This window comes from Streptomyces sp. NPDC048696 (assembly GCF_043198895.1).
Taxonomy (GTDB): domain Bacteria; phylum Actinomycetota; class Actinomycetes; order Streptomycetales; family Streptomycetaceae; genus Streptomyces.
The window spans coordinates 473,666-498,100 of the sequence record NZ_JBICVJ010000002.1; the positions used below are offsets into that span (position 1 = coordinate 473,666).

Consider the following 24,435-nt stretch of genomic DNA (forward strand, 5'->3'; position numbering starts at 1 on the left):
GGCCGGGCGGGGCGGGGACAATCCCGTTGTCCGCCCACGCCCGTCCGCCACCCGTCCGCTGGGAGGGTCCCCCCATGGAGAAGCGTGCCAAGATCGCCCCGGACGCCGTGCACCACCCGCTGTTCGCCCGGTTCTACGCCCGGTTCGGCGAGGCGGCCGACCGGCGGGCCGACATCGCCGCGTACCGCCGCGACCTGCTCGCCGGGCTCGGCGGCCGGGTGATCGAGATCGGCGCGGGCACCGGTCTCAACTTCCCGCACTACCCCGCCGCCGTGGCCGAGGTGGTCGCCATCGAACCCGAGCGCACCCTGCGCGCACTCGCGGTCCGCGCGGCGCTGCGCGCGGACGTGCCGGTGGACGTGGTGCCCGGGGCCGCCGAGGCGCTGCCCGTGAAGAGCGAGGCGTTCGACGCGGCCGTGGTGTCGCTCGTGCTGTGTTCCGTACGCGATGTGCCGCGCTCGCTCGCCGAGATCCGCCGTGTGCTGCGCCCCGGCGGTGAGCTGCGCTTCTTCGAACACGGGCTGGCCGAGGGACGGCTGCCCGCGGCACTCCAGCGCACGGCCGACCGCACGCTGTGGCCGCTGCTCTTCGGCGGCTGCCACACCGCCCGCGATCCGCTGATGGCGATCGAGGCGGCGGGTTTCGCGCTCGTCGGGTTCCGTCGGCTGCGACTGCCGGCCGGCGGGCCCTGGCACCCCGCATCGCCCTGTGTGCTGGGCACGGCCCGGCGCCCGGATCAGGACTGATCTCCCCCTTCCGCCGGATGGCCCCGCCCGCGCGGCGCCTCTACTCTCGTATGCCGTACGGGAGTTGGTCCGACCCAGCAGTGCCACGACCCGGGAGGCGGCCTTGTCGACAGCTGCGAGTGAAGGGGTCGCCGCCCGTGCCCGGGCGCTGACCAAGGCGTACGGCACGGGCGAGACGACGGTCCTGGCGCTCGACTCGGTCGACGTGGACATCGCGCGCGGCCGGTTCACCGCGGTCATGGGCCCCTCCGGCTCGGGCAAGTCCACGCTGATGCACTGTCTGGCCGGGCTCGACTCGGTCTCGGCGGGCCAGGTGTGGCTCGGCGACACCGAGATCACCGGGCTCAAGGAGCGCGAGCTGACCCGGCTGCGGCGCGACCGGATCGGCTTTATGTTCCAGGCGTTCAACCTGCTGCCGACGCTCACCGCCGCCGAGAACATCACGCTGCCGATGGACATCGCGGGGCGCAAGCCCGACCGGGAGTGGCTGGAGCAGGTCATCGACACGCTGGGGCTGCGCGACCGCCTCAAGCACCGGCCCGCGCAGCTCTCCGGCGGCCAGCAGCAGCGGGTGGCGTGTGCCCGGGCGCTGGCCTCCCGCCCGGAGCTGATCTTCGCGGACGAGCCGACCGGCAACCTGGACTCGCGGGCGGGCACCGAGGTCCTGACGTTTCTGCGGGAGGCCGTGGACCGCCTCGCGCAGACGGTCGTGATGGTCACGCACGACCCGGTCGCCGCGGGCGGGGCCGATCTGGTGCTGTTCCTGGCGGACGGGCGGATCGTCGACGAGATGCCCCGCCCGACGGCGGAGGCGGTCCTGGACCGGCTGCGGCTGTTCTCCGGCGGACCCGCGACCACCGGAACGGCCGGATCCACGTCCGGCGGATCCGGATCGCCGGGACCGGGCGGCACGAACAGCACGGGCGGCGCCGATCCCGACGCCCGCCCCGGCTTCGACTCGCTGCGCAAGGGCTGAGCGGCCATGCTGAAGGCGACCCTGCGCAGCTTCCTCGCCCACAAGGGACGGCTGCTGCTGTCCGCGCTCGCGGTGATCCTCTCGGTGGCGTTCGTCGCCGGTTCGCTGATCTTCTCGGACACCGTGTCCCGTACCTTCGACCGGCTCTTCGCCTCGACGTCCGCCGATGTGACGGTCGGGCCCGCCAAGGAGTTCGACGAGCGGGTGCCGTCCGGTGTGACCCGTACGGTCCCGGCGTCGCTCGCGGACCGGATCGCGGCCGTCGGCGGGGTGGCCGGCACGCACATCGACGCGGAAGTCCAGAACATCACCGTCGTCGACGCCGCCAACAAGTCGGTCGGCCCGACCAGCGGCGCCCCCACCATCGCCACCAACTGGTATGTCACCAAGCGCAGTCCGGTGAAGCTGACGAGCGGTCATGAACCGCACGGCCCGGGCGAGGCGCTGCTCGACAAGGACACCGCCGACAAGAAGCACGTGCACATCGGGGACACCCTGACCGTGCTCGCCCAGCCCGGCTCCTTCCGGGTCGAGGTCGTCGGCATCGCCACCTTCACCACCACCAACCCGGGCGCCGCGCTGGTCTTCCTGGACACCCCGACCGCGCAGACCAGGCTGCTCGGCAAGGCGGACGCCGCCACCGCCATCTCGGTCGACGCGACCCGGGGTGTCTCCGACGAGGTCCTCAAACAGCGCGTCGCCGCCGCCGTGGGCCCCTCGTACGACCTCAAGACCGCCGCCCAGCAGGCGAAGTCGGCCGCCGACCAGCTCGGCGGATTCCTCGACGTCATCAAGTACGTGATGCTGGGATTCGCCGGTGTCGCGACCCTTGTCGGCATCTTCCTGATCGTCAACACCTTCTCGATGCTGATCGCCCAACGCACCCGGGAACTGGGCCTGTTGCGAGCCCTTGGCGCGGACCGGCGCCAGGTGCGGCGGTCGGTGCTGCTGGAAGCGCTGCTGCTCGGCCTGGTCGGCTCCACGCTGGGACTCGCGGCCGGGATCGGTCTCGCCGCCGGGCTCATGGCCCTGATGGGCCTGCTCGGGATGAAGCTCAGGGCCACCGAGATGGTGATCGGCTGGGGCACCCCGGTGGCGGCGTACGCGGTCGGCGTCGGCGTGACGTTCGTCGCCGCGTATCTGCCCGCCCGCCGGGCCGCCCGGGTCTCGCCGATGGCGGCCCTCGCGGACGCCGAAGTCTCCGGCGTGGGGCGCCCGTTGCGGGTCCGGGCCGTGGTCGGCTCGCTGCTGGCGGCGGCCGGTGCGGCGGCGCTCGGCGGATGCGCCGCGGCGAACAAGACCGCGCCCGCCTCCTCGCTGCTCGGCCTCGGCGTCCTGCTCACCCTGATCGCGGCCGTGGTGGCGGGTCCGCTGCTGGTGCGGCCGGTGATCCGGGTGCTCGGCGCGGCCTTCCCGCGGCTGTACGGTCCGGTGGGCCGGATGAGCCAGCGCAACGCCCTGCGCAACCCGCGCCGCACGGGGGCCACCGCGTCCGCGCTGATGGTGGGGATCGCCCTGGTCGCCGGGCTCTCGGTGGCCAGCGCCTCGATGACCAAGTCGTTCGACCAGGAGATCGACCGGACGCTGGGCGCCGACTTCGTCGTACAGAACCGCGGCTTCCAGCCGTTCCCGCAGGAGATCACCGCCAAGGTGCGGGCGGTGAAGGGCGTGGACACGGTCGTACGCCAGCGGTACGCGCCCGTGCGCCTGAGCCTGCCCGACGGCAAAGCACCCCGCACCACGGCGTCCGGCTACGACCCGCAGCTCGACGACGTCGCCCATCTCACCTACGCCTCGGGCGGCTCGGCGGAGGCCCTGACGCCGGGCAATCTGGCGATGGACCGCGACTACGCGCGCGACCACCACGTCCGCCTCGGCGACTCGCTGCCCGTCACGTTCTCCACCGGCAGCCGGGCGCGGCTGAAGGTGGCGGCGCTGACCAACATGGACACGGGGGGCGGATTCGGCGTGGAGGGCGGGGTGTTCATGGGGCTCGCCACCGTGGAGCGCTATCTGCCGGGCGGCCAGGACGCGGCGGTGTACGTCAACGCGGCGAGCGGCACCAGCCCCGAGCAGCTGCGGGCCGCCCTGGAGAAGACCCTCGACCCGTATCCGCAGGTGCAGGTGCGCAACCAGGCGGACTACAAGAAGCTGATCCGCGACCAGATCTCCGTGATGCTCTACCTGGTGTACGCGCTGCTCGGCCTCGCGATCGTCATCGCGGTCCTCGGCGTGGTCAACACGCTGGCTCTGTCGGTGGTCGAGCGCACCCGGGAGATCGGGCTGCTGCGCGCCATCGGGCTCTCGCGGGTCCAGCTGCGCCGCATGATCCGGCTGGAGTCCGTGGTGATCGCGGTGTTCGGGGCGCTGCTCGGCCTCGTCCTGGGGCTGGTGTGGGGCGTGGGCATCCAGCAGGTACTCGCGCTGCAGGGTCTGAAGGCGTTCGCCGTGCCATGGTCGACGGTGATCGCGGTGGCGGTGGGCGCGGCGGCCGTGGGCCTGCTGGCGGCCCTGCTCCCGGCACTGCGGGCCTCACGGATGAATGTGCTGGCGGCTATCGCGCACGAGTAGGGGGCGGCCTGAAATCGGCCCCGCAGGCCGACCCCACCCCACTTTGCCAGTGCTTTACCATGGGTGGACCGTCCCGCGACTGAAAGGTGTGAGCGTCCGCCCATGGGCGAGCCTCCCAGTACCCGTCCCCGTACCGGTACACCACATCGAGCGATCCTCCTTGCCCTGTCCGATCATGGGACGGAGGTGAACCGATGACCGAAGTGCTTCTCCTCCTGGTGGCCGTGCTGCTCTCGCTGGCCTGCGGCGCCTTCGTGGCGGCCGAGTTCTCGCTCACCACCGTCGAGCGCGGCGAGCTGGAGCGGGCCGTCGAGCGCGGCGAGCGGGGCGCGAGCAGCGCCCTCAAGGCCGTGCGCAGCCTCACCTTCCAGCTCTCCGGCGCTCAGCTCGGCATCACCGTCACCAATCTGGTGATCGGCATGCTCGCCGAGCCCTCGATCGCCAGGCTGATCAGCGGCCCCCTCGGCTCCCTCGGCCTGTCCGGCGGCACCGCCGACTCGGCGGCGCTGGTGATCGGCACCGCGCTGTCGACCGTCTTCCTGATGGTCGTCGGCGAGCTCGTCCCCAAGAACTGGGCCATCTCCGGGCCGCTGGCGGTGGCGAAGGTCGTCGCGACGCCGCAGCGTGTCTTCAGCGCGGCCTTCCGACCGTTCATCAGCCACCTCAACAACACCGCCAACCACATGGTGCGCCGCCTCGGCCTGGAGCCCGCCGAGGAGCTGGCCTCCGCCCGCACCCCGCAGGAGCTGGTCGCGCTGGCCCGCCACTCCGCCAAGGAGGGCGCGCTGGAGGCGGACACGGCCGAGCTCTTCGTCCGTACGCTCAACCTGGCGGAGCTCGACGCCGAGAACGTGATGACCCCGCGCGTCCAGGTCACCGCGCTTGAGGTGCACGCGACGGCCGAGGACGTCGCGAACGCCACGCGCGCGACGGGCCTGTCCCGCTTCCCGGTCTACCGGGGCAGCCTCGACACGGTCGTCGGCATCGCCCACATCAAGGACGTCCTCGCCATACCCGCCGAGCAGCGGCCCCGGTACCCGGTGACCGAGCTGCTGCGCGAGCCCCTGCTCGTACCGGAGACGCTGACCGTGGACCGGCTCCTCGACCAGCTGTACGGGCGCCGGACCATGGCCGTCGTCATCGACGAGTACGGCGGCACCGCCGGGGTCGTGACCCTGGAGGACATCGTCGAGGAGGTCGTCGGCGAGGTGCGGGACGAGCACGACCCGCACGAGACGTCCGACCTGGCCCGCACCGGCGAGGACGCCGACGGCCGCCCGCTCTACTCGGCCGACGGCGCGGCCCGCACCGACCAGCTGGAGACCATCGGGCTGCGCGTCCCCGAGGGCCCGTACGAGACGCTCGCGGGTCTGATCGCCACCGCGCTCGGGCGGATCCCGACGGCGGGCGACAGCGTGGAGCTGGCCGACTGGCGCCTCGACGTGGTCGACGCGTCCGGTCGCCGCGCCGCACGCGTGCTGCTGCACGCACCGCTGCGCACGGATGAGGACGACGAGGACGATGCCGAGGGCACCGGACGTCGTGGCAGGGGTCCCGGGCGCCACGGCAAGGGCGCCGGAGACGACGGCCGGGCCGGCCGACGCCACGGCAGGGGCGCCGGGCACGACGGCAAGGGCAGCGGGCGCCATGACAAGGGGGCCGGCCGATGACCGTCATCCAGTTGATCATCGGTCTGGCGACCCTGGTCGTCAACGCCTTCTTCGTCGGCGCCGAGTTCGCGCTGATCTCCGTACGCCGCAGCCAGATCGAACCGCTCGCCGAGCAGGGCAACCGCCGTGCGCGCGGCGTCATCTGGGGTCTGGAACATGTGTCGGCGCTGATGGCGGCGGCCCAGCTGGGCATCACGCTGTGCACCCTGGTGCTCGGTGTGGTCGCCGAGCCCGCCATCGAGCATCTGCTGGAGCCGGTGTTCCACCTGGTCGGGATGCCCGACGGCGCGGTGCGGCCGGTCTCGTTCTTCATCGCGCTCGCCGTCGCCACCTACCTCCACATGCTGCTGGGCGAGATGGTGCCGAAGAACATCGCGCTGGCCGAACCGGCCAGGACCGCGCTGCTCCTGGGCCCGCCGCTGGTGACCCTGGCCCGGGCGCTGCGCCCGGTGATCTTCGCGATCAACGCCTTCGCCAACACCCTGTTGAAGCTGCTGCGCGTCGAGGTCAAGGGCGAGGTCGCCGCGACCTTCTCGGACGACGAGCTGGCCCGGATGGTCACGGACGCGGGCGACGCCGGTCTGCTCGACGACCGCGCCGCCGAGCGGCTGCACGATGCCCTGGAGCTGGGGCGCCGGCCGGTACGGGACGTGGTGCTCCCGCTGGAGCAGGTCGTCCACACCCCGGCGGGCACGACCCCGGAAGAGCTGGAGCGGCTGGCCTCGCGGTCCGGCTTCTCCCGCTTCCCGGTCCTCGACCCCGGCGACCACATCCTCGGCTATCTGCACGTCAAGGACGCGCTGGACGCCGCGCCGCGCGACGTGGCGTTCCCGGCGACGGCGCTGCGCCCGATCGCCCGGGTCCGGGCCGCGACCCCGCTGGACGACGTCCTGACCGCGATGCGCCGCAGCCGTACGCACCTCGCGGCGGTGCTCGACGACGACGGCCGACTGGCCGGCCTGGTCACGATGGAGGACGTCCTGCGCGAACTGGTGGGCCGGCCGGAGGGGGCGTAAGCCCCGCTGTCTGCGTGCACGCGGCGCGGCCGGGGCACTGTACGAGAAGCGCCCCGGCGGCGGGACGCCACTCAGGCAACGTGCTTGGCGGGTCCTTCGGTTCCCGTGGTCTCCGTGAGACCCGGGCCCGGCCGCCCGAGGCCGGACGAACCGACCGCCATCAGTATGGAGAGCAGCGTCGCCATGCCCGCCGTCGCGAGCGCCGCCTTCCAGTCGACGTCGAGCAGATTGGTCGCCCCCGCGGTCAGCACCGCGGCGAGCGACTGGGCGAAGGTGCGGATGGCCCGCTCGGCGGTGGCCTTCCAGAAGGCTTTGGTGAACATGGATCGCTCGCTCTCTCGTCGCGTGGGCAGGTGGTGCGGTGATCAGTCAACCAAGTGGGGCGGCGAAACCGTGAGTTGAGGTGTTCCTGGCATACCGCGGAACGCGCCACGCGGACAGGGGCCCGGCGGCAGCCGGACCGCATCGATACGGAACCCGGGATCCGCCTCCGTGACGGTGGCCGGAACTCGCCGTCGCGCCGCAGTTCACGGGAAGCCGACGGGTGCGGCCGAGCTCAGAACGCCGTCGCCGCCAGCCACGCGTCGAGCACGTCACGGTCGCCCGTGACCGTGAACTCCGGGTCGCCGGACGCCCGTCGGCCGTACACCAGGAGCAGCAGCTCACCCGAGACGCCCTCGACGCTCACCGTGGCGTCGCCGCGCGCGGTGTTCTCCCAGCGGAAGCCGCCCGCACCGCCGAGGACGACCGTCCAGGCGGCGCCGGTGTCGGTGGCCCGCAGTCGCAGCGACGCGCCGTCCCGGCCGAGCGCGGCGACCCGTTCGGCGATCCGGTCGAGGAACGGCAGGTTCTCCAGGAACTCCTCGATGCCGTCGCCCGCCGTGCACGCCTCGACGCGCGGCACCCGTCCCAACGCGAGCTCCGCGTCCGCGAGATGCACCACGGCCTCGAAGAGCAGCCGCCGGGCATAGAAGCGCACGTGCTGGTCGGCGCCGTACGACCACATCGGCGTCTCGGGATCGGCCGCGCGCAGCACCCGCAGCGACTCCTCCGCCCCCGCCGCCAGCCACTGCGGGTACTCCTCCGCCTCGTCCGGCACCTCCATCGGCACGTCCCGCGCCCAGACGCGTTCGGTGACCCGGTGGCGTACGAGATGGGCCGCCCAGCGGTGCGCGACGCCGTGGTGCCGGGCGAGGTCGCCGATGGTCCAGCCCGGGCAGGTGGGCACCGGCGTCGTCGGATCGACCCCGCGCACGGTCTCGACGAACCGCCGCACGTTCGCCCGCAGCGCGTCGCAGTACCGCTCGTGCTGGTCCTCGTCGAGCCCGAAGCCGTCGCCGACCTTGAGCAGGTCGTCGCGCCAGGGCCCCTCCGGCTCACGCAGCGCGGCGGCCCGCAGCAGCGCGGAGAGCCGACGGCGGTCCGCCGGAGCGAGCCGGTCCAGGATGTACGCGCTGCCTTCCAGCCACTTCACGGCGGTGTCGGGGTCGAGCACGTCGTCGTCGCAGGTGTCCACCGCGGTCACCAGGCCCGCGAGCGCCTCCGCCAGCGCGTGCTCCAGTGCCTCGCTCATCCGCTTCCCCTCACCGTCTCCACCCGGACCGCGCGACACTACCGCGCGGTACGATCGCTCCGCCATGGAGATGCATGCCAGCTACACAAGCTTTGTCGCGGTCGGCGATTCCTTTACCGAGGGCATGTCCGACCTGATGCCCGACGGCTCGTACCGCGGCTGGGCGGATCTGCTCGCCGCCCGCCTCGCGGCCCGGACGCCCGACTTCCGGTACGCCAATCTCGCCGTGCGCGGCAAGCTCATCGGCCAGATCGTCGACGAGCAGGTCGCCCCCGCGGCCGCGATGCGGGCCGACGTGGTGACCCTGGTCGGCGGGCTCAACGACGCCCTGCGCCCCAAGGTCGACATGGGCCGGGTGCGCGGACTGCTCACCGAGGCCGTCGAGAAGCTGACGCCGTCGTGCGGCCGGCTCGTCCTGATGCGCAGCCCCGGCCGCAACGGCCCCGTGATGGAACGCTTCCGGCCACGCATGGAAGAGCTCTTCGCCCACATCGACCAACTCGCCGCCCAGCACGGCGCGTTGGTCGTCGACCTGTACGGCGCCCCGGTGCTGGGCGAGCCCCGGATGTGGGACGTCGACCGGCTCCATCTGACCGCCGAGGGCCATCGCCGGGTCTGCGAGGCGGTCTGGCAGGCGCTGGGACTCCCGGCCGAGAACGACTGGCTCGCCCCGCTCCCGCCCGCCCCGCAGCCGCGCTGGGCGACCCGCCGCGTGGCCGACGCACGCTTCGCCCGGCAGCACCTGGTGCCGTGGATCGGCCGCCGCCTGACCGGCCGGTCCTCGGGCGACGGCCGCCCCGCCAAACGCCCCGAGCTCCTGCCGTACGAGACGGCCCCGCCGACCGAGCAGACCCCCCAGCCGTAGCGGCCCGACCGGCGCGGCGCCCTCTCGTAGCAACCCACAAACCGGACCGGGGCACTGGCCTGCAGAAATCGCCAGTAGAATCTGGACACGTGACTGCTGTGTCTGCGAAGCCTCGCATCCCCAATGTCCTGGCCGGCCGCTACGCCTCCACGGAGCTGGCCGTCCTCTGGTCCCCCGAGCAGAAGGTGAAGCTGGAGCGTCAGCTCTGGCTCGCCGTGCTGCGCGCGCAGAAGGACCTCGGGATCGAGGTGCCGGACGCCGCTCTCGCCGACTACGAGCGCGTGCTCGACGAGGTCGACCTCGCCTCGATCGCCGAGCGCGAGAAGGTCACCCGGCACGACGTGAAGGCGCGGATCGAGGAGTTCAACGCCCTCGCCGGGCACGAGCAGGTCCACAAGGGAATGACCTCCCGCGACCTGACCGAGAACGTCGAGCAGCTGCAGATCCGCCTCTCCCTTGAGCTGATGCGCGACCGCACGGTGGCCGTCCTGGCCCGCCTCGGCAAGCTCTCCGGCGAGTACGCCGAGCTGGTCATGGCCGGCCGCTCCCACAACGTGGCCGCGCAGGCCACCACCCTGGGCAAGCGCTTCGCCACCGCCGCCGACGAGCTCCTGGTCGCCTACGGCCGCCTGGAGGAGCTGCTCGGCCGCTACCCGCTGCGCGGCATCAAGGGCCCGGTCGGCACCGCCCAGGACATGCTCGACCTGCTCGGCGGCGACGCCGGCAAGCTCGCCGACCTCGAACAGCGCATCGCCGGCCACCTCGGCTTCGCGCACGCCTTCACCTCCGTCGGCCAGGTCTACCCGCGCTCGCTCGACTACGAGGTCGTCACCGCCCTGGTGCAGCTGGCCGCCGCGCCCTCCTCGGTCGCCAAGACGATCCGCCTGATGGCCGGCCACGAGCTGGTCACCGAGGGCTTCAAGCCCGGCCAGGTCGGCTCGTCCGCGATGCCGCACAAGATGAACACCCGCTCCTGCGAGCGCGTCAACGGCCTGATGGTCATCCTGCGCGGCTACGCCTCGATGACCGCCGAGCTGGCCGGCGACCAGTGGAACGAGGGCGACGTCTCCTGCTCCGTCGTACGCCGGGTGGCCCTGCCCGACGCCTTCTTCGCCTTCGACGGCCTCCTGGAGACCTTCCTCACCGTGCTCGACGAGTTCGGCGCCTTCCCCGCCGTCGTCGCCCGCGAACTCGACCGCTACCTCCCGTTCCTCGCCACCACCAAGGTCCTGATGGCCGCGGTGCGCGCCGGGGTCGGCCGCGAAGCCGCGCACGAGGTCATCAAGGAGCACGCCGTCGCCTCCGCCCTGGCCATGCGCGAGCAGGGCGCCGAGCGCAACGAACTGCTCGACAAGCTCGCCGCCGACGACCGCATGCCGCTCGACCGCGCCCGGCTCGACGCGCTGATGGCCGACAAGCTGTCCTTCACCGGCGCCGCCGGTGACCAGGTGGCGGCCGTCGTCTCCCGTATCGAGGAGATCGTCAAGGAGCACCCGGCCGCCGCCGGATACACCCCCGGCTCGATCCTCTGACCCGGACCACGGACAGCACCCACGGGACCGACGGGACGACCCGATGACTCCCGAGGAACTCCAGGCCGCCCGCGACCACGTCATCCCCGACGTGGTCGCCGGTGGCCTGTCCGTGCTCTTCTGCGGCATCAACCCGAGCCTGATGTCCGGCGCCACGGGCCACCACTTCGCCCGCCCCGGCAACCGCTTCTGGCCCGTCCTGCACCTCTCGGGCTTCACCCCGCGCCAGCTGAAGCCCTGGGAACAGGGCGAGTTGCTGACCTACGGCCTCGGCATCACCAACGTCGTCGCCCGCGCCACCGCCCGAGCCGACGAGCTGACCCCCGACGAGTTCCTGGAAGGCGGCCGCGTCCTGACGGCGAAGGTCGAAGAACTCCGCCCCCGCTTCCTCGCCGTCGTCGGCATCACCGCCTACCGCACGGCCTTCGACCGCAAGGCCGTGATCGGCCCCCAGGACCGCACGATCGGCGAGACCCGCATCTGGGCCCTCCCCAACCCCAGCGGCCTCAACGCCCACTGGACGGCCCGCACCATGGCCGACGAGTACGCGAAGCTACGGCTGGCGGCGGAGTCCGAAGGCTAGAGCCTGCCCGGAAGGCTGAGGCCTCCCGGAAGGGTGGTGCGGCCCGGAAGGGTGGTGCGGCCGGAGGGAGATGAGGCGGCTACTACCCCGCGCTCTGCGGCCCCCGCCGCTTCAGCCGGATGTCGGTGTCCACCGCATAGCTCTGCGTCCATGTGCGCCCCCCATCCGACTTCCAGGTGACATGGGCCGTCGAGATCGCCTCGTCCACCTTGACCCGGTCCACGGTCATCGACCGCTCGCCGTCCCGCACATCGCCCCGCCGCAGATCCTGTACCCTGACCGACACCGGATCCGTCGCCACCACGCTCTCCGCCTCGTCCGCCGCCCGTACGAGCGCGGCCGCGAGTTCCCGAGCCCGTGCGGGGCTGAAGTCCGCGACGGCCGACTCGTCGCCCGCGCCGCGACTCACCCGGACAACACCGTCCGCCACGACGGACACCGCCGTCGTACCGCCGCCCTGCTCCGCCACCGCGTACACCATCACCATCTCCTGACCCGCCGACGAACGACGGCGACGAACCAGGACGTTACGGCACGCGGCCACCCACCCGGCTGGCCGGCTCGGTCCTCAGCGGCCCTCGGCTACGGCGGATCGATTACGGCGGATCGATCTCGGTGACCACGGCCATCAGCTGGAACTCCAGCTCGGTGTCCCACTGCGAGACCCCGACGGCGACCCAACGGCCGTCCACCCGCCACAGGTGGAGATACGAGACGCTGTTGCTCAGCCCGTCCCATGGCTCCGCTATCTCCTCTCCTTCCATGCTCCGGGTGAGCACGCTCCAGAGGCTGAACATCCGCGCCGCACCCCAGCGCTCACTGAGCCGCTCCGCGAGTGCCTCGCACTCCGCCTCGTACTGCTCCTCCGCTTCGAGGCGCCTGCTGCCGTCGTCGTCCCAGAGCTCCTCACTGGTGCTCAGCTCCGCCACGTGGTAGCCGGGTCCGCTCGTGATGGTCCCCGACCTGCCGCGCTCCGCCGGAAAGTCACGGACGCGCAGCAGGTCGATGACTTCGAGGTGCCGTGCGGTGGTCATGCGGTCAGTAAACCGGCTGCCACTGACAATTGGCCCCCGGTCAGGCGTCCCGCCAGATGCCCTGCCGATTGCCCTGACGGATGCCCTGTCAGGAATCCCGCCGCCGCGCCCACCACCCGCCACTCGCCGTATACCTGACCAGCGAGTACGATCCGGCAGACACGCGTACGAGCTGGGAGGACACACGTTGGGGCGGCTGACCGGCGGGGATCCCTCTCTGCTGCGGCGGATCAATTCCGCGGTGGTGCTCCATGCGCTGCGTGGGGCTGAATCCCCCACTCTGACCGATCTGACCCGGATCACCGGCCTGTCGCGGCCGACGGTCGAGGGCGTGGTCGAAGGGCTCATGGTGGGCGGGCTCGTCGTCGAGTCGGCTCCCGAGGAGGGCGAGGCTCGCCGTCAGGGGCGGCCCGCGCGCCGGTTCAGGTTCCGGGCCGAGGCGGGGCATCTGCTGGGTATCGAGATCGGCCCGCACCGGGTGGCCGCGCTCCTTTCGGGGCTGGACGGGCGGATCGTCGGCGCCGGGTCGCGTGAGGTGTCGGAGACGGCCTCCGCCGACGAGCGGCTGGAGCGGGTGCGTACGACGGTCGCCGATCTGCTGCGGCGGGCCGGGGTGGCGCGCAGTTCGCTGCGGGCGGTCGGGGTCGGCAGCCCGGGCATCGTCGAGGCGGACGGCACCGTGCGGCTCGGGACGGCGCTGCCCGACTGGACCGGTCTGGCGCTCGGTGAGCGGCTACGGCGGTCGTTCCGCTGTCCGGTGCTGGTCGAGAACGACGCCAACGCGGCGGCCGTGGCCGAGCACTGGAAGGGCGCGGCGACCGACTCCGACGACATCGTGTTCGTGCTGGCCGGGCTGAGCCCCGGGGCCGGGTCGCTGATAGGCGGGCGGCTGCACCGGGGGTTCGGTGGGGCGGCGGGCGAGATCGGCGCGCTGCATCTGCTCGGCCGTGAGGTGACACCGGAGAAGCTGCTCTCGACGACCGGGGAGCCGTTGCACCCGCTGGACGAGCAGGCGGTCGCCGATGTGTTCGCGCTGGCCAAGCGCGGCGACACCGGCGCGCAGGAGGCCGTGGAGCGGTTCATCCAGCGGCTGGTCCACGATGTGGCGGCGCTGGTGCTCGCGCTGGATCCGGAGCTGGTCGTCGTGGGTGGCTGGGCGGCCGGGATCGACGGTGTGCTCGAACCGCTGCGCCAGGAGCTGGCCCGGTACTGCCTGCGGCCGCCCCGCGTAGCCCTGTCCATGCTCGGCGAGGCGGCGGTGGCGACGGGTGCGCTGCGGCTGGCGCTCGACCATGTCGAGGAGCAGTTGTTCGCGGTCGAGGGCACGGTGACGGCCCGCCGCTGAGCGCGGTGGGGCCAGGCGGTGCCCACAACGGTCACAGCGATGGAGCCCAAAACGCGCAGGCCCGCCGCTGAGCGGGGCGGGACCGTCGGAGCCCGCAACCGTCACAACAGTGGAGCCCCGCAAACAGCAGGCCCGCCGCTCTGTGGGCGGCGGGCCGTGTGGCGGGCGGGTGCGGGCGTCAGGAAGCCTGGCGCTGGGCCTGGCCCTCGTGGCTGATCTCCAGGTCGCCCGAGTCGCCGAAGGTGAGGCGGCAGGTGTCGGCCCGGTAGGTGGCCACCGAGACGGCGACGGTCCGGCCGAGGGCGAAGTAGCGGGTGGTCACGACGAGCACGGGCGCGCCGGGCAGCCGGTCGAGCTCCTTGGCGTCGTCGGCGCGGGCCGAGCCGAGCTCGACCGCGCGGTCCTGGCCCTCCAGGTCGAGGCGCTGCAGTTCGCGCAGCACGCTGCGCGCGCGGGCCGGTCCCGAAGGCGCGTCGATCGCGCTGAGGTCCGGCACGGACGACGCGGGCACGTACAGCAGCTCCGCGGCGACGGGCTGGCCATGCGTCGTACGGATCCGGCGGACGGTGTGCATCTCCTCGGCGGACTCGGCGTCGAAGAGACGGGCCACCACGAGCGGCGGGGCGGTGACGGCGCAGTCGACCGCCTGCCAGGCGTCGCCGGCCGTGCCCGGCCAGTCGTGCCGTGCGGTGGAGAGGGACACACCCATGCGCGGCGGGGCGACGGTCGTGCCGACGCCACGGCGGCGCTGGAGGCGTCCTTCGAGTTCCAGCTGCTCCAGGGCCTGGCGGAGCGTGGCGCGCGCGACACCGAAACGAGCGGCCAGTTCACGCTCGTTGGGCAGGATCTCGCCCACCGCGAAGTCCGAGTCGAGCGCCTCGCTCAGCACGGTCTTGAGATGCCAGTACTTCGGCTCCGGCACCGTTTCCAGCTGCGTGGTCCCCACCCTGTCCTCCGCAATCGCCGTGCCCCGGCGGCTTTTCTGCGCCCTTGTTTATTAAAGGTTCCTGCACTAACTCTGCGACCATAGGGCGGCCCACCAACTTGGTCAAGACCAATCTTCGTTCCGTTACGGAACGAATCCGAGGTCTGGCGCAGAGCGTTCACAAGACGTTCGCGAGCCCGTGAGCGGTGCGCGGCGACCCGTGAGAACAGCGCACGGCAAACGGCCCCGCGACCGCGCGGACGCGGGGCCGAGACCCATGGGGCCTGGGGAGCCAAGGGGACTATTCGGCGGCGCCTTCGGGAATGAGCGCGGCCATTTTGTCCGGGTTGAGCACGACATAGACGCACTGGATGAGCCCGTCCGCGACATCCAGTTGCAGCACGCTCTCCGGTGTGCCGCCGGACAGGACCAGCACCGCGGGGCCGCCGTTGATCTCGATGACGCGGACGTCGCCCTCGGGCATCCCGTCCTGCGACACCGCGTGCAGGAAGCGCCCGACCTTGTCGGCGGTCTCGATGATCCGCATAGGGGCCTGGGCCTTGCCGCCACTGTCGCCGATGAACCGTACGTCGGGGGCGAGCAGCGAGAGCATCGAGTCCAGATCGCCACCGCCGGCCGCGGCCAGGAACCGATCCGTCAGATCACGGCGCTGGACCGGGTCGACGTCGTAACGGCGCTTGCGCTCGTCGACGCGGCGGCGGGCGCGCCCCGCGAGCTGGCGCACCCCGGGCTCGGTGCGGTCGAGTACGGCGGCGATCTCCGCGAACGGGAAGCCGAACGCCTCGCGCAGCACGAACACGGCCCGCTCCAGGGGCGACAGCGATTCGAGGACGATCAGCACGGCGAGCGAGACGGAGTCGGCCAGCACGGCCTGTTCGACCGTGTCGGGTACGACCGGCCCGAAGTCGGTGACGATCAGCTCGGGCAGCCAGGGGCCGACATAGGCCTCGCGCCGCGACTGGATCCGGCGCAGCCGGTCGAGGGCGAGCCGGGTGGTGATCCGTACGAGAAAGGCGCGCGGGTCGCGTACATCCTCGCGGTCCTGCGCCGACCAGCGCAGCCATGCCTCCTGCACCACGTCCTCGGCATCGCTCACGCGGCCGAGCATGCGATAGGCCACGCCCGTCAGGACGGGCCGGTGGCCTTCGAAGATGTCGGCGGCGGAGGAGGCGTTCACCACCCCATCCCAGCCGACCGGCCACCGGCTGTCCAGGCGAAAACGCTGAACTGTTCGATTCCCGGTGACCCTCGCGACGCCTTGCGCCGCCCCCTTGAACTCCAAGCTACCGAAGGGTAATTGTTGTTGACAGGGTGTCTACCGCCGTCCTCGGGCCACTGCCGTCCGCGGGGCGTCACGTCCACGACCGGGAGCAGCAGCATGGCCGAAGAGGTCTCCTTCACGATCGACTCCCCCAGGGGCAGCCGCACCGTCACCATCGCCTGCCGGCGCGCCGGTGCCGGCGAACCGCTGCTCCTGCTGCACGGCATCGGCCACCACCGGCAGGCCTGGGACCCGGTGTTCGACCTGCTGGCCGCCGAACGGGACGTCATAGCCGTGGATCTGCCCGGGTTCGGCGAGTCCCCGGCGCTGCCCGACGGCGTCGCGTACGACCTGGCGACGGTCGTCCCGACACTGGGCGCGCTCTGCGCCGAACTCGGCGTCGAGCGGCCGCATGTCGCGGGCAACTCGCTCGGCGGGCTGCTGGCACTGGAGTTGGGGCGCGGGAAGCTGGTGCGTTCGGTGACGGCCCTGTCCCCCGCCGGTTTCTGGACGCAGAGCGAGCGCCGCTACGCCTTCGCCACCCTCACCACGATGCGGCGGACGGCGAAACTGCTGCCGCTGCCGGTCATCGAGCGGATGTCCCGTACGACCGTCGGACGTACGGCCCTCACCAGCACCATCTACGCCCACCCCGGGCGCCGTTCGCCGCAGGCCGTCGTCGCCGAGACGCTGGCGCTGCGCGAGGCCACCGGGTTCGCCGAGACCCTGGCCGCCGGGGTCGCGGTTCGGTTCGCCGACGATGTGCCCGGTATCCCGGTGACCGTGGCCTGGGGCACCAAGGACCGGCTGCTGCTGCGCCGCCAGGGTGTCCGCGCGAAGCAGACCATCCCGGGAGCGCGGCTGGTGCGGCTGCCCGGGTGCGGGCATGTCCCCATGAACGACGATCCCGCCCGGGTCGCGCGCGTGATCCTCGACACGAGTCGTGTCGACGCCGCCTGAAGGGTCTGTTGTTCGGCCGCGGACCGTGCGATGGGGGTCCCCCCTGCTCGAACGAAGTTGAGAGCTTGGGGGATGGTCGCTCCCCCAAGCTCTCGACTCCGCTCGAACAGGGGGGACCCCCATCGCGGCGGAGTCGCACGATGTCACGGTCCCGCGCCCCTGGTTGGCGTCCGGAGCCGTGGCGGCCCCCAGAACGTCCACTCAGGAGTTCGCCCACCCCCGCACGCACAGCACCAGCCGGTACCCGTCCGGGTCCTCGATCGTGACGCCCCACTCGTTCCAGTACGGGTTCGGTGACTGCACCCGCTTGCCGCCGTGGGCCTCAAGGCGGGCCACCAGTTCCTGCGGAACCTCCTCGTCCACGTAGATGACGAGGAGGTCTTCCTCCGTCGGCCGGGGCTCGACGGGCGCGGCGGGTTCGTGAACCAGCTCCAAGTGCCAGTCGGCGTCCGGCCAGCCCACCATCAGGAGCGCGTGCTCGCCGGGCGCCGTGCCCTCGGCGTCGAGCCGCCACACGACGTTCAGGCCCAGGCCCTGGACCCAGAAACGTTCCGCCGCGACCAGGTCGCGTGACGGGCGGGCGATACGGATGTGTGAACGGCCTCCGACCGGCATGACGGGCCCCTGTGCTTTCTCCGTTGGCGCCACCGCGCTGATGCGCGCGGCGGGGCCGCCGGTTCGGCGGCCCGTACGGCAACGTACTCAACGAAGATCACCGGGTCGATGGTTCCTTCGTCGCAGGCCGCTGGTCCTACACCTCCATCCCGCGCGCCCTTGCCGCCACTCCCGCTGTTCACCTGCGGTGGGGAGCGGGCCTCGTGGGCCAGTGACGCGGGGGACCCGGGGGACGCGGGTCGGACGTCGCCGGGGCCGGTCACTTCCTGGCGCATCCCGTAAGAAATCATCCAAAAATCACCAGAATCACGCTTAACCCATCAGTCACAAAGCGTTCGCGATCACGCAACACCCCTCGGTCACAGTGAGGGCATGACCGATATGCCTGAGCCCCATGTCCCCACTGCCTCCCCACGCGCCCACCGCCACCACTGGCGGCGGGACGTGACCGAGCTGGCCGCGCTGTTCATGGCCGTGGCCGTGGCCGACGGACTCTCGAACCTGGTCGCGCACGGGCCCGACGGCCCCTTCCTGCTCGTCGCCTCGGCCATCGCCCTGGTGGCCTCGGCGGCGTTCCACATCTGGTGGGCCCGGCGCCACAGCCACGCGCCCCCGGGCGAGGCCGCCATCGATACGGGCGCGGCGCCCGCCACCACGGGCGCCGCGCCCACCGTCCACGCCGGGGCACACGCACCGGGGCACGAGAGCCAGCTGTGGCGGATGCGCACCACCGTGCGCGACGAGCCGGGCAGTCTGGCCTCGCTCTGCACAGCGCTCGCCCACAGCCGGGTGGACATCCTGACGCTCCAGACGCACCCGCTGGGCGACGGCACGGTGGACGAGTTCCTGCTGCGGGCGCCCGCCGACCTGCCCGCCGCCCGGCTCACCCGGGAGGTCGCCGCAGCCGGCGGCCACGACACCTGGCTGGAGCGCGCCGACGCGCACGACCTCGTGGACACCCCCACCCGAGTGCTCTCACTCGCCACCCGTACCGCCCTTGACGCGGCCGAACTGCCGCTCGCGCTGCGCCAGTTGCTGGGCCGGTGCTCCATCCACTCGCTGCCCGCCGTGTCCGTGACGGGCCGCCCGACCGGGGAGAGCGCGCCGGTGGAGGGCGTACTCGAAGCCACCACCATGCGGCTGCGCGATCCGAGCGGCGGGGTCATCACCATCGAGCGGCCCCATCTGCCGTTCACCCCGACCGAGTTCGCGCGGGCCCGCGCCCTGGTCGAGCTGGACGCGCGCCTGGGCCCCCGCATCCCGCGCAGCCAGGACGTCCTCACCCTGCCCGAGGGCAACGAGATCACCGTCCGCCGCGCCGGTCAGGACGATGTCGAGGCCGCCAAGGAGATGCACGAGCGCTGCTCGGACCGCACGCTGAGCATGCGCTACCACGGCCCGGTGGGCGACGCCGACCGCTACCTCAACCATCTGCTCAGCCCGCGCTACGGCCGTACGCTGGCCGTGCAGACCGCCTCCGGGCGGCTCGTCGCCCTCGGTCATCTGCTGTGGGACGGCGACGAGACCGAGGTGGCGCTGCTCGTCGAGGACTCCTGGCAGCGCCGGGGCATCGGCTCCGAGCTCCTTGGCCGACTGGTGGCGCTGGCCGTCGAGGCGGGCTGCGAGAGCGTGTACGCGGTCACCCAGTCGTCCAACACCGCGATGGTGGCGGCCATGCGCGGCCTCGGGCTGCCCCTCGACTACCAGATCGAGGAGGGCACGCTGGTCATCACCGCCCGGCTGCCGAGGACTCCCGTGCCCGCGCGTGAGTCGGCGCAGTCCCTGGAGCGGGCGGAGCGCTGAGCGCCCGGTCCAGGTCGAGCCACAGGTCCTCGACGTCCTCAAGGCCGACCGACATGCGCAGCAGCCGGTCGCCGACCCCGGCGGAGCGCCGGTCCGTCTCGGCCACGATGCGGTGGCTGATGGAGGCGGGGTGCTGGATGAGCGTATCGACGCTGCCGAGGCTGACCGCGGGGGTGATGAGGCGGACACCCGCGATGACGCGGTGCGGGTCGCCGTACACCTCGAAGGAGATCATCGCGCCGCCCACCGAGGGATGGTGGACCCTGGCGACGCGCGGGTCGGCCGCCAGCCTGCGGACCAGTTCCGCGGCGCTCGCCGATGCCGCGCGGATCCGTACGGGAAGCGTCGCCAGCCCTCTGAGCAGCAGGTATCCCGCGAGCGGATGCAGTACGGCGCCGGTGGCGAACCGTACCTGGCGCAGGCGGCGGGCGAACTCGTCGTCACAGGCGACGACGCCGCCCATCACATCGCCGTGCCCGCCCAGGTACTTGGTCGCGCTGTGCAGCACGATCCGGGCGCCCTGGGTCAGCGGCCGCTGGAGCACCGGGGTGGCGAAGGTGTTGTCGACGAGCAGCGGGACCGTGCCGCAGGCGTGCGCGAGGGCCCGGATGTCGACCTCGGCGAGCGTCGGATTGGCCGGGGTCTCGACGATCACCAGACCGGTGTCGGGCCGGATGGCGTCTGCGACGCCCGCCGGGTCGACCCAGGTCACCTCCGTACCGAGCAGTCCGGCGTCCAGAAGGTGGTCGCTGCAGCCGTACAGCGGCCGCACCGCCACCACGTGCCGCAGGCCCTCGGCGGCCCGGGCGAGCAGGACCGCGGTGAGCGCGGCCATGCCGCTCGCGAAGGCGACGGCGCTGTCGGCGCCTTCCAGCCGGGCGAGCGCTGTCTCGAAACGGCCTGTGGTCGGGTTGTCGAGGCGGGCGTAGACCGGCGGCCCGTCGGGCAGTACGCCGGTGGCCGCGAAGGCGTCGATCCGGGCCGCCTCGGCCGCGCTGTCGTACGAGGGGTAGGTCGTGGAGAGGTCGATCGGCGGGGCGTGCAGTCCGCGGCCGGCGAGGTCGTCGCGGCCGGCGTGCACGGCTTCGGTGGCGAGGGCGCGCGGTGCGGCCGGGCCACGGTCCTGCGAGTCGGTGTCCATGGCGGCACTGTGACCGCATGACCGGAATTGATCGGTGGACTCCGTGCTACGTTCGGCCAATGGCGGAATCTGTCGCACTGGACCCGGTGGATCTGGACATTCTGCGCCTGTTGCAGAACGACGCCCGGACCACCTACCGAGATCTGGCGGCGCAGGTGGGTGTGGCGCCCTCCACCTGTCTGGACCGGGTCGCCCGGCTGCGCCGCTCCGGCGTCATCCTGGGCCATCAGCTCCGGCTCGACCCGGCCAAAATGGGCCGTGGCCTGGAGGCACTGCTCTCCGTGCAGGTGCGACCACATCGGCGTGAACTGATCGGTCCGTTCGTGGAGCGGATCCGGGCGCTGCCGGAGTCCCGCGCCCTGTTCCATCTCACCGGCCCGGACGACTACCTGGTCCACGTGGCCGTGTCGGACACGGCCGATCTCCAGCGCCTGGTGCTCGACGAGTTCACCTCGCGGCGCGAAGTCGCCCGGGTGGAGACCCGGCTGGTCTTCCAGCACTGGGAGTGCGGCCCTCTGCTGCCTCCCTTGTCGACACCTCCGTCGACTTCCGCTTCGTCCCCTGTCTCCTCTTCCGTCCCCGGTGGCTGAAGGTCGCCTGTGGGTGACGCGGAGCCGGTGCGCGTACCAGGATGTGGTCCATGCCAGACACTTCCAGCAGCGTGCTGCCCCGCCAGGTCGCCGACGCGTACGTCGACGCACTCATCGAACTCGACCCCATCACCGGTACGTATCTGGGCGTAAGCAAGAGTTCCCGTCTGCTTCCGGACTTCACCCCCGCCGGGCAGGAGGCACAGGCCGCGCTCGCCCGCGCCACGCTCGCGCGGCTCGACGAGGCCGAGCGGCAGCCGGGCGCGGACTCCGGCTCCGAGCGCCGCTGCGCCAGACTGCTGCGGGAGCGCCTGTCCTCCGAACTCGCCGTCCACGAGGCGCAGGAGGGCCTGCGCCTGATCAGCAATCTGCGCTCGCCGGCCCACTCGGTCCGCCAGGTGTTCACCATGATGCCGGTCGCCGACGACGAGGACTGGGCGGCGGTCGCGGCCCGGCTGCGGGCCGTCCCGGCGGCCCTTGAGGGCTATCGCGTCGCGCTGGCGACGGGCCTGGAGCGCAAGCTGTACGCGGGCCCGCGCGCCACCGCCACGTTCATCGGCCAGCTCACGGAGTGGATCGGCACGGACCGCAACTGGTTCGAGGACTTCGTCGCACCCGGCCCGGACCGGCTGCGCGCCGATCTCGACGAGGCCGCGCACGTGGCGGGCGAGGCGCTGGTCGCGCTGCGCACCTGGCTCAGCGAGGTGTACGCGCCCACGATCGCGGGAGCGCCGGACACCGTGGGCCGCGAGCGGTACGCGCGCTGGGTGCGGTACTTCAACGGCACGACCCTGGACCTGGACGAGGCGTACGCGTACGGCTGGTCCGAATACCACCGCATCCTCGGCGAGATGAAGACCGAGGCGGAGAAGATCCTGCCGGGCGCGGGCCCTTGGGAGGCGCTGGCCCACCTCGATGTGCACGGCGTCCACATCGAGGGCGTCGACGAGGTCCGCGACTGGCTGCAGGCCCTGATGGACGAGGCCATCGAGGCGCTGGACGGCACGCACTTCGAACTCGCCGAGCGGGTACGGAAGGTGGAGTCGCACATCGCGCCGCCCGGCAGCGCGGCGGCGCCGTACTACACCGGCCCGTCCGAGGACTTCTCGCGCCCGGGCCGCACCTGGCTGCCCACCATGGGCGAGACCCGCTTCCCGGTGTACGACCTGGTGTCGACCTGGTACCACGAGGGCGTTCCCGGCCACCATCTGCAGATCGCGCAGTGGCGGCACGTCGCCGACCGGCTCTCCCGCTACCAGGCGACCATCGGCACGGTCAGCGCCAACGCCGAGGGCTGGGCCCTGTACGCGGAGCGGCTGATGGACGAGCTGGGCTTCCTGCCCGACCCGGAGCGGCGGATCGGGTATCTGGACGCCCAGATGATGCGGGCGTGCCGGGTCATCGTCGACATCGGCATGCATCTGGAGCTGGAGATTCCGGACCACTCGCCGTTCCATCCCGGCGAGCGGTGGACGCCGGAGCTGGCACAGGAGTTCTTCGGCAGCCACAGCGGCCGGCCCGCCGAGTTCGTGGAGAGCGAGCTGACCCGCTATCTCTCCATGCCCGCCCAGGCGATCGGCTACAAACTGGGTGAGCGGGCCTGGCTGCTGGGCCGCGAGAACGCCAAGAAGCACCACGGCGACGCGTTCGACGCCCGCGCCTGGCACATGGCGGCGCTCTCCCAGGGGCCGCTGGGCCTGGACGACCTGGTGGACGAGCTGTCCAAGCTCTGACACCGGCCGGTGGTGGGCCGCTCCCGGCCCACCACCGCGCGTCCGCCCGCGCCCCGGCCGGTCAGCAGCCGCAGTTCTCCGAGTCGACGGGCGCGGTCAGCGGGTCGGCGTCGCGCTTGTCGCGGCCCTGCCAGGTCTCGAACTCGAAGCCCTCGCGGACCCAGTACTCGAAGCCGCCGAGCATCTCCTTGACCTGGAAGCCGAGTTCGGCCAGGGCGAGGGCGGCGCGGGTGGCGCCGTTGCAGCCGGGACCCCAGCAGTAGGTGACCACCGGCACCGACTTGTCCAGGATCTGCTCGGCCTGCTCCGCGATCAGCGCGGTCGGCAGGTGGACGGCGCCGGGGACGTGGCCCTGGTCCCAGGACTCGGTGGAACGCGAGTCGAGCACCACGAAGCCCGGGTCACCGCCCGCGGCCAGGGCGGACGCCACATCGGAGACATCGGCGTGGAAGACCAGGCTGGCGCGGAAGTACGCGGTGGCGTCGGCCGGAGCGGCCGGGGCGACGCGCAGGACGGGGTTGGCGGCGGCGAGCTGCGTTGTTGTCATGGCCAGAAATCTACGGCCAACCCTTCACCGCGAGAAGGTGCGATCCCCGGAACATCTCTTGATTCGCCGGTGATTTCACGGTTGTCTGACAGACATGACCGAGTATTCCCCGGACGCCACCGACTGGCGCATCCTGGACGCCCTCCAGCAGGACGGCCGCGCCAGCTTCGCCGAGCTGGCCCGCACCGTCGCCATGTCCCCGAGCGCCGTCACGGAACGGGTGCGCCGCCTCGAAGAGGCGGGGGTGATCTCGGGCTACACGGCGGTCGTCGACCAGGAGCGGCTCGGCCGCTCGATCCTCGCCTTCGTACGGCTGCGGTATCCCAACGGCAACTACAAGCCGTTCCACGATCTCCTGGAGACGACCGGCGAGATCATGGAGGCACACCACGTCACGGGCGACGACTGCTTCGTGATCAAGGTCGCCGCGCGGTCGATGAACCATCTGGAGGAGATCTCCGGGAAGATCGGCGCGCTGGGGTCGGTGACGACGAGCGTGGTCTACTCCTCGCCGCTCCCCCGGCGCGCCATCAGCATCCCGTCGACGGGCTGACCGGCACGCGAACCCGCGGCCACCTCAGCCGCGCGTCCCGCCTCCTCAGCCCGGTATCCCGGCCGAGCGGTGGCGCACCCGCGACCCGTCGCGGCCCTTGACGATCTCCAGCTGGGTGGGGATGCGGCGGCGTAGATCGCCCACGTGGCTGACGATGCCGACACTGCGCTCCCGCTCGCGCAGCGAGTCCAGGACGTCGAGGACCTCGTCCAGGGCCTGGTCGTCCAGGCTGCCGAAGCCCTCGTCGATGAAAAGGGTGCCATGTCTTCGATTCACGACGGCACACCTGACCTGACCAGGAAGAACGCCAAAAGAGGCCCCTCGGAAGTGCTCTCCGAGGGGCTTCTGCCCAGGCCGGGGGACGCGATGGGGGAC

At 72.1% G+C, this 24,435-nt stretch carries 23 protein-coding genes and 1 pseudogene; 14 read left to right on the top strand and 10 right to left on the bottom strand.

Annotated elements, in window-relative coordinates; genetic code table 11:
* Positions 1–74 precede the first annotated feature (74 nt).
* The 5 genes from ACGFRG_RS05210 (at position 75) to ACGFRG_RS05230 (ending at position 6,979) form a co-directional block, all read left to right on the top strand.
* Positions 75–746 carry a class I SAM-dependent methyltransferase gene (locus ACGFRG_RS05210; protein WP_361426977.1) on the top strand — a complete coding sequence of 224 codons (672 nt, stop codon included), beginning with the start codon at positions 75–77 and terminating at the stop codon, positions 744–746.
* A 103-nt stretch (positions 747–849) separates the two neighbouring features.
* Entirely contained in the window at positions 850–1,722 is an 873-nt protein-coding gene (locus ACGFRG_RS05215; RefSeq protein WP_393261444.1) for an ABC transporter ATP-binding protein, read from the top strand.
* 6 nt (positions 1,723–1,728) lie between these two features.
* A complete protein-coding gene (locus ACGFRG_RS05220; RefSeq protein ID WP_393261447.1) occupies positions 1,729–4,293 on the top strand; it encodes an ABC transporter permease in 2,565 nt (854 codons plus the stop codon).
* A gap of 194 nt (positions 4,294–4,487) precedes the next feature.
* Positions 4,488–5,963 (top strand): hemolysin family protein, encoded by a 1,476-nt coding sequence (locus tag ACGFRG_RS05225; RefSeq protein ID WP_393261450.1) that lies wholly within the window; start codon positions 4,488–4,490, stop codon positions 5,961–5,963.
* Positions 5,960–6,979: a hemolysin family protein gene (locus ACGFRG_RS05230; RefSeq protein ID WP_361426989.1), complete on the top strand. Its 1,020-nt coding sequence runs from the start codon at positions 5,960–5,962 to the stop codon at positions 6,977–6,979. Before ACGFRG_RS05225 ends, ACGFRG_RS05230 begins: the two co-directional genes overlap by 4 nt.
* A gap of 71 nt (positions 6,980–7,050) precedes the next feature.
* Here ACGFRG_RS05230 and ACGFRG_RS05235 read toward each other — a convergent pair whose 3' ends face one another.
* Positions 7,051–7,302, bottom strand: a complete 252-nt coding sequence (locus ACGFRG_RS05235) for a holin (protein ID WP_361426992.1) — start codon at positions 7,300–7,302, stop codon at positions 7,051–7,053.
* Positions 7,303–7,535: 233 nt separating this feature from the next.
* Positions 7,536–8,552: a maleylpyruvate isomerase family mycothiol-dependent enzyme gene (locus tag ACGFRG_RS05240; RefSeq protein ID WP_393261453.1), complete on the bottom strand. Its 1,017-nt coding sequence runs from the start codon at positions 8,550–8,552 to the stop codon at positions 7,536–7,538.
* A gap of 64 nt (positions 8,553–8,616) precedes the next feature.
* Between ACGFRG_RS05240 and ACGFRG_RS05245 the strand changes: the two genes are divergently transcribed.
* From ACGFRG_RS05245 to mug, 3 genes are all read left to right on the top strand, one after another.
* Positions 8,617–9,417, top strand: coding sequence for an SGNH/GDSL hydrolase family protein (locus tag ACGFRG_RS05245; RefSeq protein ID WP_393261455.1), 801 nt, complete (start codon positions 8,617–8,619; stop codon positions 9,415–9,417).
* Between the two features lie 89 nt (positions 9,418–9,506).
* Complete coding sequence (purB, locus tag ACGFRG_RS05250) at positions 9,507–10,949, top strand: adenylosuccinate lyase (protein ID WP_361427229.1); 1,443 nt, start codon at positions 9,507–9,509, stop codon at positions 10,947–10,949.
* Between the two features lie 43 nt (positions 10,950–10,992).
* The gene (gene mug / locus ACGFRG_RS05255) at positions 10,993–11,532 is read left to right on the top strand and encodes a G/U mismatch-specific DNA glycosylase (RefSeq protein WP_361426998.1); all 540 of its coding nucleotides are present in this window, start codon (positions 10,993–10,995) and stop codon (positions 11,530–11,532) included.
* Between the two features lie 82 nt (positions 11,533–11,614).
* On the opposite strand, the gene ACGFRG_RS05260 is transcribed toward mug, so the two are convergent.
* Both ACGFRG_RS05260 and ACGFRG_RS05265 read right to left on the bottom strand, forming a co-directional pair.
* Entirely contained in the window at positions 11,615–12,013 is a 399-nt protein-coding gene (locus ACGFRG_RS05260; RefSeq protein ID WP_393261459.1) for a hypothetical protein, read from the bottom strand.
* 115 nt (positions 12,014–12,128) lie between these two features.
* Complete coding sequence (locus ACGFRG_RS05265) at positions 12,129–12,566, bottom strand: hypothetical protein (RefSeq protein ID WP_361427004.1); 438 nt, start codon at positions 12,564–12,566, stop codon at positions 12,129–12,131.
* A gap of 187 nt (positions 12,567–12,753) precedes the next feature.
* Here ACGFRG_RS05265 and ACGFRG_RS05270 point away from each other — a divergent pair, with 187 nt between their 5' ends.
* Complete coding sequence (locus ACGFRG_RS05270; RefSeq protein WP_393261461.1) at positions 12,754–13,911, top strand: ROK family protein; 1,158 nt, start codon at positions 12,754–12,756, stop codon at positions 13,909–13,911.
* 178 nt (positions 13,912–14,089) lie between these two features.
* Here the strand turns inward: ACGFRG_RS05270 and ACGFRG_RS05275 are convergent, their stop codons facing one another.
* Entirely contained in the window at positions 14,090–14,857 is a 768-nt protein-coding gene (locus ACGFRG_RS05275) for a GntR family transcriptional regulator (RefSeq protein WP_361427010.1), read from the bottom strand.
* A 280-nt stretch (positions 14,858–15,137) separates the two neighbouring features.
* Positions 15,138–16,034 (bottom strand): RNA polymerase sigma factor SigJ, encoded by an 897-nt coding sequence (gene sigJ, locus ACGFRG_RS05280; protein WP_361427013.1) that lies wholly within the window; start codon positions 16,032–16,034, stop codon positions 15,138–15,140.
* A 201-nt stretch (positions 16,035–16,235) separates the two neighbouring features.
* Here sigJ and ACGFRG_RS05285 point away from each other — a divergent pair, with 201 nt between their 5' ends.
* A complete protein-coding gene (locus ACGFRG_RS05285) occupies positions 16,236–17,078 on the top strand; it encodes an alpha/beta fold hydrolase (RefSeq protein ID WP_393261464.1) in 843 nt (280 codons plus the stop codon).
* Between the two features lie 201 nt (positions 17,079–17,279).
* Here ACGFRG_RS05285 and ACGFRG_RS05290 read toward each other — a convergent pair whose 3' ends face one another.
* Positions 17,280–17,693: a VOC family protein gene (locus tag ACGFRG_RS05290; protein WP_361427019.1), complete on the bottom strand. Its 414-nt coding sequence runs from the start codon at positions 17,691–17,693 to the stop codon at positions 17,280–17,282.
* Positions 17,694–18,065: 372 nt separating this feature from the next.
* Between ACGFRG_RS05290 and ACGFRG_RS05295 the strand changes: the two genes are divergently transcribed.
* Complete coding sequence (locus ACGFRG_RS05295; protein WP_393261467.1) at positions 18,066–19,496, top strand: GNAT family N-acetyltransferase; 1,431 nt, start codon at positions 18,066–18,068, stop codon at positions 19,494–19,496.
* Here the strand turns inward: ACGFRG_RS05295 and ACGFRG_RS05300 are convergent.
* Complete coding sequence (locus ACGFRG_RS05300; RefSeq protein WP_393261470.1) at positions 19,423–20,637, bottom strand: trans-sulfuration enzyme family protein; 1,215 nt, start codon at positions 20,635–20,637, stop codon at positions 19,423–19,425. The genes ACGFRG_RS05295 and ACGFRG_RS05300 overlap by 74 nt on opposite strands.
* Before the next feature lie 59 nt (positions 20,638–20,696).
* Between ACGFRG_RS05300 and ACGFRG_RS05305 the strand changes: the two genes are divergently transcribed.
* Complete coding sequence (locus ACGFRG_RS05305) at positions 20,697–21,227, top strand: Lrp/AsnC family transcriptional regulator (protein WP_361427028.1); 531 nt, start codon at positions 20,697–20,699, stop codon at positions 21,225–21,227.
* Between the two features lie 50 nt (positions 21,228–21,277).
* The gene (locus tag ACGFRG_RS05310) at positions 21,278–22,960 is read left to right on the top strand and encodes a DUF885 domain-containing protein (protein ID WP_393261473.1); all 1,683 of its coding nucleotides are present in this window, start codon (positions 21,278–21,280) and stop codon (positions 22,958–22,960) included.
* A gap of 61 nt (positions 22,961–23,021) precedes the next feature.
* On the opposite strand, the gene ACGFRG_RS05315 is transcribed toward ACGFRG_RS05310, so the two are convergent.
* Positions 23,022–23,507 carry a rhodanese-like domain-containing protein gene (locus ACGFRG_RS05315; RefSeq protein ID WP_393261476.1) on the bottom strand — a complete coding sequence of 162 codons (486 nt, stop codon included), beginning with the start codon at positions 23,505–23,507 and terminating at the stop codon, positions 23,022–23,024.
* A 94-nt stretch (positions 23,508–23,601) separates the two neighbouring features.
* On the opposite strand from ACGFRG_RS05315, the gene ACGFRG_RS05320 reads away from it, so the two are divergent.
* The gene (locus tag ACGFRG_RS05320; protein WP_188274790.1) at positions 23,602–24,060 is read left to right on the top strand and encodes an Lrp/AsnC family transcriptional regulator; all 459 of its coding nucleotides are present in this window, start codon (positions 23,602–23,604) and stop codon (positions 24,058–24,060) included.
* 45 nt (positions 24,061–24,105) lie between these two features.
* Here ACGFRG_RS05320 and ACGFRG_RS05325 read toward each other — a convergent pair.
* Positions 24,106–24,327 (bottom strand): annotated as a pseudogene (locus ACGFRG_RS05325) (hypothetical protein); the annotation flags it as partial.
* Positions 24,328–24,435 lie beyond the last annotated feature (108 nt).